Here is an 8,757-nt window from a genome sequence, read left to right as displayed (position 1 = left end):
GAGCCGTATGAGGGGAAACTCTCATGTACGGTTCTTAGAGGGGAAAGCCCCCGAGAGGGGGCTGACCTACTCGATCCGACGCTGGCCAAGAACTTGCTCTATCAGTACTGTAAGAACAAGAAATATGGTCATCTACCAGAAAACTGCGGATTCCACGTCATCAACTTTGCCAATGTACGCTATTCCAACCGCATCAATCCTATTCAGAAAAAGTATATCCCCGATCTCGCTGCTGCCTCCGAAACGGCAGCGACACTGCTTGAATCACTGAACAAGGGCGGTGGCGACAAGAAAGGTGGTTCAGAGGCTTTCTTTAAGAACGCTTCCGAGAACTTCCTTGCTGCCATCATTTATTTCTTCGTCAACTTTCACCCTATGGGATATTCTAAGGGGAAGAAACTGAAACGCTTCTTCCGCTATACAAGGGTCGTTAATATAGACAATGTAGAAGAGGGTACACTCCAGTTGGTCTATAAAAACTGGACAGATTACGCTGGTGTCAATGAAAAGGGTGAGATAGTCCTTGATTTCAATAATAAGAATTGGAGCAACATTTCCATTGACGACAACGGCTTGTATGTAGAGCTGGACGGTTTCTCTTATGAAGATACAGAAGGTTGTTTGGTGACCATACAAGAAACTTGGTATGAGGACAACAAGGGAAATAGAGTTGTTCCAGATACACAAACAGGCGAGTTCTCTGACATGGCTCATGTTCTCCAGTTTTTGAATAAGCCCTACAATGACGTATTCAACATTCTGATGAGTGATCGTGCCATCAAGCCACTTATGGCTCCCTTTGAGTCTGCTTTTAAGAACAAGGCTATGGATCAGTTGGAAGGTATGGTGGGTACGTTGCGTGTCGCAGCAGGTCGTCTTGCCACACAGGAAGCCTATTGGGTGTTTACTGGTGATGATTTTGACCTAAAGATTTCAGACCGTGAGCATCCCAGCTATCTTGTCATTGCCAACGACCCAGAGAAGGAGCAGGTCATTGGCTCACTCAATGCCCTTATCCTCAATCGTTTGGTGATGAAGATTAACAGTAAGAACAACTATCCCTGTAGTCTGATTGTCGATGAGTTGCCAACGCTATACTTTCACAAGATTGACCGCTTGATAGGTACGGCCCGAAGCAATAAGGTTTCCGTAACGTTGGGTTTCCAAGAGTTACCACAGCTGGAGGCGGACTATGGCAAGAATGGTATGCAGAAGATAATATCCACTTGTGGTAATGTATTCATGGGTGCAGCTCGCAACAAGGAAACATTGGAATGGGCGCAGAACGATATATTCGGTAAAGTCAAGCAGACAAGTAAGTCTATTTCTATCAACGATCAAAAGGTTTCCACCTCCATATCCGAGAAGATGGATAACCTCTTACCAGCTGCAAAGATTGCGGATATGGCCACAGGTTGGTTGGCAGGTCAGGTGGCAAGAGACTTCACGCCTACACCAAATGATGCTATGAATACCTTTGAGATAGAGAACTCGACGGAGTTTAAGACCTCAAAGTATTTCTGCAAAACTAATTTCGATATGAAGAAGATCAAGACCGAAGAAGCCTTGTATGAGGATATACCGCCTATTTACAAATTCGGTTCTGACCGCGACATGGAAGTCATCCTTAATCGAAATTTCATTGAGGTCGAAGATGACATTACCAGGATGATCAAGGAGCTATACCCTGAAGGTGAAAAAGTAAAATCAAAATAAGACAACAACATGTACAAAGATACCACTGATCAAATAGAGAATATTGGCGAGCGACTAAAAAACGTTCGTCAATATCTTATCATGACACAACAGCAGGTTTCTCAATCAACAGGGATACCAGTCATTACTATATCAAAAATCGAACATAACAAGATTGTAAATTCCGATTCCTTTATCAAAATACTGCAATTTTACTCGAACTACATATCCGTAGACTTTCTACTGGCCAAAGATTTTAAGATTGCAGATGCTGACCAATTTGCAAAATCATTCTCTATCAATACGATAGTAAAGGCTAAGTTGGAGCTTTTACAGCAGCAGTTTGTCAAGCAACTCGAAAATACGAGGAATGATTTTATACAAAAGGCCTCTGCAACTATAGACCTACTTTAGCCATAAAAATCCCTTTGGAAGTTGGATAAAGTGAAAATATTTTGTATCTTTGATAAAAGAGTATATCATACCCTGATACAAAAATCAATTATTCACTAATATTCGTTTGCTATGCTTACACTGATTGCTGGATTGATAGGCTATTTGAGCTACTGCATATTTGCGTTTCTCACTAAAATTGTGATTTGGACTGCCTATGCAATAGGTGTCGTTCTTTGTTTCATGATAAGGCATGGTATCAAACTCTTAGGATATTGTGCCAAGTTTCTACTCCTTGTCGGTTATTGGATTTTTCAGCAGTTCTATCTTTTCTATCAGAAAAAACAAGTAAGAAATAAAAACGCTGCCTTTTACGCAGAGCCGAAAACATAGAATTGTAACAACCACAATAAGTGGATAAAAATATAATTTAGGTATTTTTTTGCCCTATAAGGAAAGAAATTTACTAACGAAAAAAGAAGGGAAATAGATGCTGAAATCTGTCTCCCTTTTTTACCTTTTTCTTGTCAAAAAATAGCTATAAAGAACTACTGATACTCTTCACCTTATATAGATAGTTTGAATCCTCCGCATAACCTATACGCAGGAGAAAGCGGAAATAGTCTCCGCCTTTGTATTTGTACTGTACATAATCTTTGTATGCTTTCACCGACTCTTCCCAATTGTTGAAGCGATAATAACTTCCATCGGTTGTTTTCCGTAGTCCGAATAGGTTATTGTAGTTTAGGCAGACGTTAGAGGTGAAATAACCAGTCTCCAACAGCGCCTGTGCAACTACAATCTTAGGAAAGGCAACCCCATACTTATCCAATGCCTGATAGAGATTGTTGATATTCAGTTCCTTCGGTGGTCGTGTTCCAAACCTAACATAGGCTATCTTATCACGAAGCCCTGTTATGTACTTATTCAAATAGGCAATGAACGGTGCAGGGTTAAGACTCTTTCCATTGGCAGTAATCTTGATATGCAAGTGTGGTCCCGTCGATTTGCCTGTATTTCCTGATATTCCGACGATTGTACCAGCATATACCTCGTCGCCCTCCCTGACCGTAACAGCTGCCAAATGACCATAGAGGCACTGTATATGACCGTAGTCGAGAACGACATGATTGCCATATCCCTTCTTGCTATAAACCACCTTCGTCACCCTTCCTGGGAGCATGGAATACACATGGCTCATATTACATTCAAGGTCGACACCGTCATGGAAGGTAGAACACTTCTTAAAGGGATCCTGCCGAAAACCATACCGAGACGTAACGCTGATAAAATCCAATGGAAGACACACATCCATCCTCTCCTTAATCAATCCAAAAAGCATACTGTCTTTGACATTGACAAAGACAGGTACATCCTTTTCAATGGATATTTCATGCCCCTCCGCTGTAGAGAAGAAATCAGTAAAATCCATTTTCGTATCACGTTTTTTTGAGGAAACTTTCATTGAATCCTGATAGGCATAAAAGTAGTCCTCATCTATCTTATCCGCTTTGGCTTTGTTTATCACTTGCTTTTCATCCTCGCTTTCACGCATAATTGTGTAGAATTGTGCCCTTGATTGATAAGGAAAAGCGAGAAGTGAAACGCCTACAAATAACAACGATTTTACTTTCATCTTAAACTATTTTTTCCTAAATTTGAATCAAAATTACTACAAAAAATAATGTTATGGCAATGGTAAATCGTTTTTTAGAAAAAGACATTCCATATGGTAAGCTGGCCAATCTTGGCATCAGCAAAGAGAAAACGCTCTCTATGCCAAAGGACTTGTTGGAAACTTTTTTAAGTGGCAAGATCACGCCACTTATTCAGGCCCAGGTTCAATCCCAAAGTGGCAAGGTCTATGATATTCCGTTAAAGTTACAGCTCGTCCAAGACAGGGCTGGGAAGATACAGTTAATGACCTATCCTGTCAGAAAGGAAATGGTCAGCGACATATCGCTCACTGATAACGACAAGGAGCGACTGCGCCGAGGTGATACTATTCGCAAGGAGGTTAAGGAAGATGGCATCCGCCGTATGCAATTCATCCAAATGGATAATGAAACAAAGTCGCTTATCAAGCGCAATGCGAGTAATTTGCGTATTCCAGAGCAGATTGCCCAAATGGAGAAGATTAATGACATACAGTTGGGTGCCAATCAGAAGCAAGCCATCAAGGAAGGCAAGCCTGTTGAACTCGAAGTCGGCCATGAGAAGGTTTCCGTTGGTGTAGATCTGAAAGAGCCACAAGGCTTTAAGGTCGTCAAAGGAGACATGGCAGAATGGGATCGCCAACAGAAGATAAAATACGACATCGCCAACGAAGGTTTCATGGGCTATGTTCTCACAGACCAAAACCGCTGGGAATACAAGCAGGTAGTCGATAAACTGCAATACAAGGAACAAAAGCATGAGGTCAAAGAAGAGCAAAAAGTTTCTACTGGTATGAAGCTATAACCTATATTATCTTCTTATCACAACACTAAGAGTTCCATAAAAGTTCATTCAATAACCAATCCCTTGATTGGGACACTTTAATACAATTACCGAACACAGCTGACAGTCGTCTTCTCGGTAGTCTTTAATATATTTCCCCAGTTTTAAAGACTGATTTTCAAGGAGCATAAGATCATTGTTTTATGCCCAGAGAAGACTATTCTCCTGTCACGGGGAATCACACAAAAAACATACATTTCTATCAGGGACATGCCTATGTTTCTGACGGGACTTACCGTATGCTCGGCTTTGGCAATCTCTATTTACAGATTGTCATGGCCGGGCTTTTTGCGTTTTGTCTTCTCTGCTTTTCCATAACACATAATTCATTTCACCTATGACTAAGAAAATTAAACCGCTGGTGGAGCAGGAAGATGCCATTCAGAAGCAAGCGAAGTCTGTTTCTGATAAAAAGACTGCTAAAAAGTTAGAAGCTGTTTCTCCGATATTGAAACAGTATGATACTATAAAGACAAAACATCCTGATGCTATGCTCCTCTTTCGCACAGGCGACTCTTACACAATGTATCGTGAAGATGCCATGAAAGCATCAGAACTACTTGGTCTATCTCTTACCAAGAATGGTGATCGTATAGAAAAGGTAAGTTTTCTACATCATGCCCTCGACATCAATCTACCAAAACTCGTTCGTGCTGGAGTACGTGTCGCTTTATGCGATCAGCTCGAAATACCTCAAAAGGAAAAAGTGGAGGAGATAAAGTCTACCAAGAAAACAAATGATAATGCCAAAGAGAAAAGAGACGATTTCAATAACAAAGTAGTTGAAATTGTTGGTAAGAACAACCACCATGCTTTCTTACTTCCTTTGTCATCTAAAGCGTTGAACGTAGAAACGACAAAAGGGGAAACTGCTATACTTGACAAGATGCAAGTCTTGCGTGGCAGAGTAACCTTCACCGACACAGAAGGAAACAAGCTCCAACTTAGAGAACTGAAAACAGCCTCTATTCAGCAGCTCGCAGAGGTGATACCATCTATTGCCAAGGCGTATAAGCAGGATCAGCAATCACAGCAGATAGAGGCAAATTCATTGGTACAGAAAGGTTCGTCTGTACCGACAACGGAGCAGCAACAGAAATTCATCGATGACATTAAGGCCGTGATGGGTAGCGTAAAAATGGTTGTGCTGCCTGACTTCGGTGCGAAGAAGGGTGTTGTCGCTGGCACCGATGAAGACAAGGGCGTATCTCTCAACCGTGTTTATGCCTGGAATGACAATATATCATTTGCAGGTTCTGTACCTGGTGACGACTCAAAGAAGCGCAGATACTATCACCCAGAAAACATCCATCCCGATTTTTACAACTACCTCATTAGCGAAGTGAAGAAGGCCGTTGCCCCTCAACTCATCACGGAGAATGGTCAGAAGGTAACTTCTGCCAACCTCTTTGAATCGCCCAAGCAAGAGGGAAAGTATTTCTTCTATGCACGCCTCGACGGTGTGGGCTTGCACCCCAAGGCCGTCAAGGAGCAGGACGTGGATGCTTTTATGAAGAACGAAATATCTGTCAAGGATATGTTCGCCAAGTACTATCCTTCCAAGATGGCCAAGCAGCTTAGTAAGGAGGACTTCGACAACCTGAAACTTTCTGATGGCAGGGAGCTGACAGCTTTCCGTGTTTACAAGCAGCGTAACGAAAGCAAGCCTCATTTCGGAGAATACATGTTGTATGCCGAAATGGGAGACAAGCGATTCCATGCCACACCTCTTTCGCACAACCAACTGGACATGTACTTTGATCGTACACAGAGTAAAAGTCAGATTGCGGAGAAGGTCATTGGTGAGCAGCTACATCTTAAATCAGCCTACGAAAAATACAGATTCCCAGAGAATATCCCTGTGCAGGAAGTCCGTGTCAGGAAAGATGCGGAGGGTGCATGGCTCATATCTGCAACTGTCCAAGACAGAGGTCAAACGCCAGAAAGGAAGATGTCTAACAACGACCTCTATTCTCTTTTCAAGTCGAAGACGGCCTCCAGAGAACAACTCGGAGCTAAGTATCTGACGGAGGATGTAAAGGAGCTTTCCCTTACCAAGAAGTTAGACCGTTCGCAGGGGTTAAAGCTTTGATTTCTCATTAGCAATTCAAGACAAAATTATAAACCTAATGTCATTCCCCTCACCGATGAGGGAGAATGACTATCATACAAACAATACTAATTCAAAATGGAAAGTAAGTCATTCGAAGAACTTGAGCTTCTCAAACAGGAGGGGCGCATAGGCTGGGTGGAATTCCTCCAGCAGAGTGAATACAGTGAGAGTTATCAGCAGTGGCTCGCTGATCGAGGTGCCGAGCCTGATGAGGACAATGCCGAGTTGTTCCTTGAACAAACCGATTCTATGTTTCTCGAAAGTCAAGATTTATTGATGTAAGTTATGGCGTATCAATATCACAACAATTCGCAGTCATCCAGCGACAGAGCCATTGAGAAATTTTCAGAAATGATGATTTCTCGACTCGAAGAAGCCAAAACAAACAACTGGCAAAAGGGCTGGATAGGTGGTGAGGGAAACTTCGGTATGCCACAGAATCTGAACGGCCGAAACTATTCAGGTACAAACTCTCTGTTCCTCTTCATGGACACGGCCATCAATCATTATGCTGCCCCTGTATATATGACCTTCCTGCAAAAGGAGAAAGAAGGACTACGCCTGAAGAAAGGCTCGGAGGCCATGCCAGTTATCTACTGGGACATGAGCATCAAGGACGGCAATGGCAAGAAGGTGTCCGTTGCCGATTACAAGAACATGAGCAAAGCAGAGAAGGAGGCGTGCGAGATTCGCCCATTTCTCCGCTCGTTCCGTGTTTACAACATTGATCAGACCAATATGCAGGAGGTCAATAAGGAAAAGTATGACCAAATTATAGCACGTTTTCAAAGTCCTAAGATTGCTGACACCGAAGGTATGTATCAGAATAAAGCCCTTGACAGGATGTTTGAGCGTCAGGAATGGCTATGCCGTATTCAGTATGATAAGCCTTCTGATGGTGCCTACTTTAGTCCATCACGTGATATGATTGTCCTTCCTCAAAAGGGACAATTCAAGAAAGGTATATCGGAGTCGGAGATTTACAAGGATGGTATGGAGTTTTATTCCACTGCTCTCCATGAAATGGCTCATTCCACTGGTACGGAGGAACGGTTGAACCGCAACCTTCGTAACCACTTTGGTGACCCTAAATATGCCAAGGAAGAGTTAGTGGCAGAGCTTTCATCGGCTATGGTAGGAAATGCGATGGGCTTTGACCGCCGTATTCAGGACAACAATGTTGCATACGTTGACAGCTGGCTTAAAACATTGCATGAGGAACCCAGATTTATTGTTTCGGTCATGGCAGATGTAAATAAGGCTTCAAATCTGATTCTTGAGAAAATTGATGAGCAAAAACTTGCTTTAGGTGAAAAGCCAATATTCAACAATAAACAAGAGGGAAAGCAGCTACAGCAAGTATCTAAAGAATCCATAATCCCTAAATGGGATATAATGGAGACGAATAGAGAATACACGGATAAGGACGTAAAAGCATATACAGAGCGTCTACAAGAAGTAGCCTTCAAATTAACTTCTCATATATCCGGTGCTCGCATATTAGAGGATGAAAATGGTTTTCGCTTTTTTTTCAGTAACAGCGAAAAAATGAGTGACTTAAACCAAAAGGAGATTCCTGCTACCCTCCAAACATGGTTAAGTAATGTTTCAACAGAGAAAGAAACTTTACGATACAATGGTTACATAGGCATACTACATAAAGGTGATAATGTAAATCTCATAGCATCGCTCATCTATGCTGATAACAACTCACAACATTTAAGTCGTAGCGAAACAGAGAAATCTTCAATTATAGCAGGAATATATAAGCAGCCAACAGGTAATTATGTTGTTCGTGCATCTATTGATGGTTATGAATTAGAACCCAAGTCTATAGATAACAAAACTGCTGTTACCTATCTCAAAGCCAGTGATAATTCTCAAAAAGATAAGATGCTTTCTGATATTGTAAAAAAGCTTTATGGAGAAGAATTATCCATACCAAAAGTTTCACAGCATGTCTCACAAGGATTAAAGATATGATAAGTTACTATGTTTGCAAAGGCTAACACACGGAGACAAGTCGGATGCCGCTCTTCGGAGGCTTCGCGCCTCCG

8 protein-coding genes are annotated in these 8,757 nt (G+C 41.9%); 7 read left to right on the top strand and 1 reads right to left on the bottom strand.

Features of this window, described 5'->3' with window-relative positions; translation table 11 throughout:
• From DEM91_RS11355 to DEM91_RS11345, 3 genes are all read left to right on the top strand, one after another.
• The coding region (locus DEM91_RS11355) for a type IV secretory system conjugative DNA transfer family protein (RefSeq protein WP_249858997.1) at positions 1-1,716 on the top strand (1,716 nt) is incomplete at its 5' end.
• Between the two features lie 9 nt (positions 1,717-1,725).
• A complete protein-coding gene (locus DEM91_RS11350; RefSeq protein ID WP_195252686.1) occupies positions 1,726-2,109 on the top strand; it encodes a helix-turn-helix domain-containing protein in 384 nt (127 codons plus the stop codon).
• A 111-nt stretch (positions 2,110-2,220) separates the two neighbouring features.
• On the top strand, positions 2,221-2,481 hold the full coding sequence (locus DEM91_RS11345; RefSeq protein ID WP_025072494.1) for a hypothetical protein: 261 nt from the start codon (positions 2,221-2,223) through the stop codon (positions 2,479-2,481).
• Between the two features lie 145 nt (positions 2,482-2,626).
• Here the strand turns inward: DEM91_RS11345 and DEM91_RS11340 are convergent, their stop codons facing one another.
• A complete protein-coding gene (locus DEM91_RS11340; RefSeq protein WP_195252687.1) occupies positions 2,627-3,724 on the bottom strand; it encodes a peptidoglycan DD-metalloendopeptidase family protein in 1,098 nt (365 codons plus the stop codon).
• A gap of 53 nt (positions 3,725-3,777) precedes the next feature.
• Here DEM91_RS11340 and DEM91_RS11335 point away from each other — a divergent pair, with 53 nt between their 5' ends.
• The 4 genes from DEM91_RS11335 to DEM91_RS11320 all read left to right on the top strand — a co-directional run bounded on the left by DEM91_RS11335 (position 3,778) and on the right by DEM91_RS11320 (position 8,683).
• A complete protein-coding gene (locus DEM91_RS11335; protein WP_195252688.1) occupies positions 3,778-4,548 on the top strand; it encodes a DUF4099 domain-containing protein in 771 nt (256 codons plus the stop codon).
• Positions 4,549-4,924: 376 nt separating this feature from the next.
• Positions 4,925-6,679, top strand: a complete 1,755-nt coding sequence (locus tag DEM91_RS11330; protein WP_229039184.1) for a DNA mismatch repair protein MutS — start codon at positions 4,925-4,927, stop codon at positions 6,677-6,679.
• Between the two features lie 96 nt (positions 6,680-6,775).
• Positions 6,776-6,982 (top strand): hypothetical protein, encoded by a 207-nt coding sequence (locus DEM91_RS11325; RefSeq protein WP_195252689.1) that lies wholly within the window; start codon positions 6,776-6,778, stop codon positions 6,980-6,982.
• Between the two features lie 3 nt (positions 6,983-6,985).
• On the top strand, positions 6,986-8,683 hold the full coding sequence (locus tag DEM91_RS11320) for an ArdC family protein (RefSeq protein WP_195252690.1): 1,698 nt from the start codon (positions 6,986-6,988) through the stop codon (positions 8,681-8,683).
• Positions 8,684-8,757: the final 74 nt, after the last annotated feature.

Origin of the sequence: Prevotella sp. TCVGH, assembly GCF_023522295.1 — a bacterium.
GTDB lineage: Bacteria > Bacteroidota > Bacteroidia > Bacteroidales > Bacteroidaceae > Prevotella > Prevotella timonensis.
The sequence above is the reverse complement of the archived record's forward strand: the minus strand, read 5'-3'. Positions and strand labels throughout refer to the sequence as shown.

Coding starts and splice junctions, on each gene's coding strand:
- DEM91_RS11350 (WP_195252686.1), top strand. CDS start 1,726: ATGTACAAAGATACCACTGATCAAATAGAGAATATTGGCGAGCGACTA.
- DEM91_RS11345 (WP_025072494.1), top strand. CDS start 2,221: ATGCTTACACTGATTGCTGGATTGATAGGCTATTTGAGCTACTGCATA.
- DEM91_RS11340 (WP_195252687.1), bottom strand. CDS start 3,724: ATGAAAGTAAAATCGTTGTTATTTGTAGGCGTTTCACTTCTCGCTTTT.
- DEM91_RS11335 (WP_195252688.1), top strand. CDS start 3,778: ATGGCAATGGTAAATCGTTTTTTAGAAAAAGACATTCCATATGGTAAG.
- DEM91_RS11330 (WP_229039184.1), top strand. CDS start 4,925: ATGACTAAGAAAATTAAACCGCTGGTGGAGCAGGAAGATGCCATTCAG.
- DEM91_RS11325 (WP_195252689.1), top strand. CDS start 6,776: ATGGAAAGTAAGTCATTCGAAGAACTTGAGCTTCTCAAACAGGAGGGG.
- DEM91_RS11320 (WP_195252690.1), top strand. CDS start 6,986: ATGGCGTATCAATATCACAACAATTCGCAGTCATCCAGCGACAGAGCC.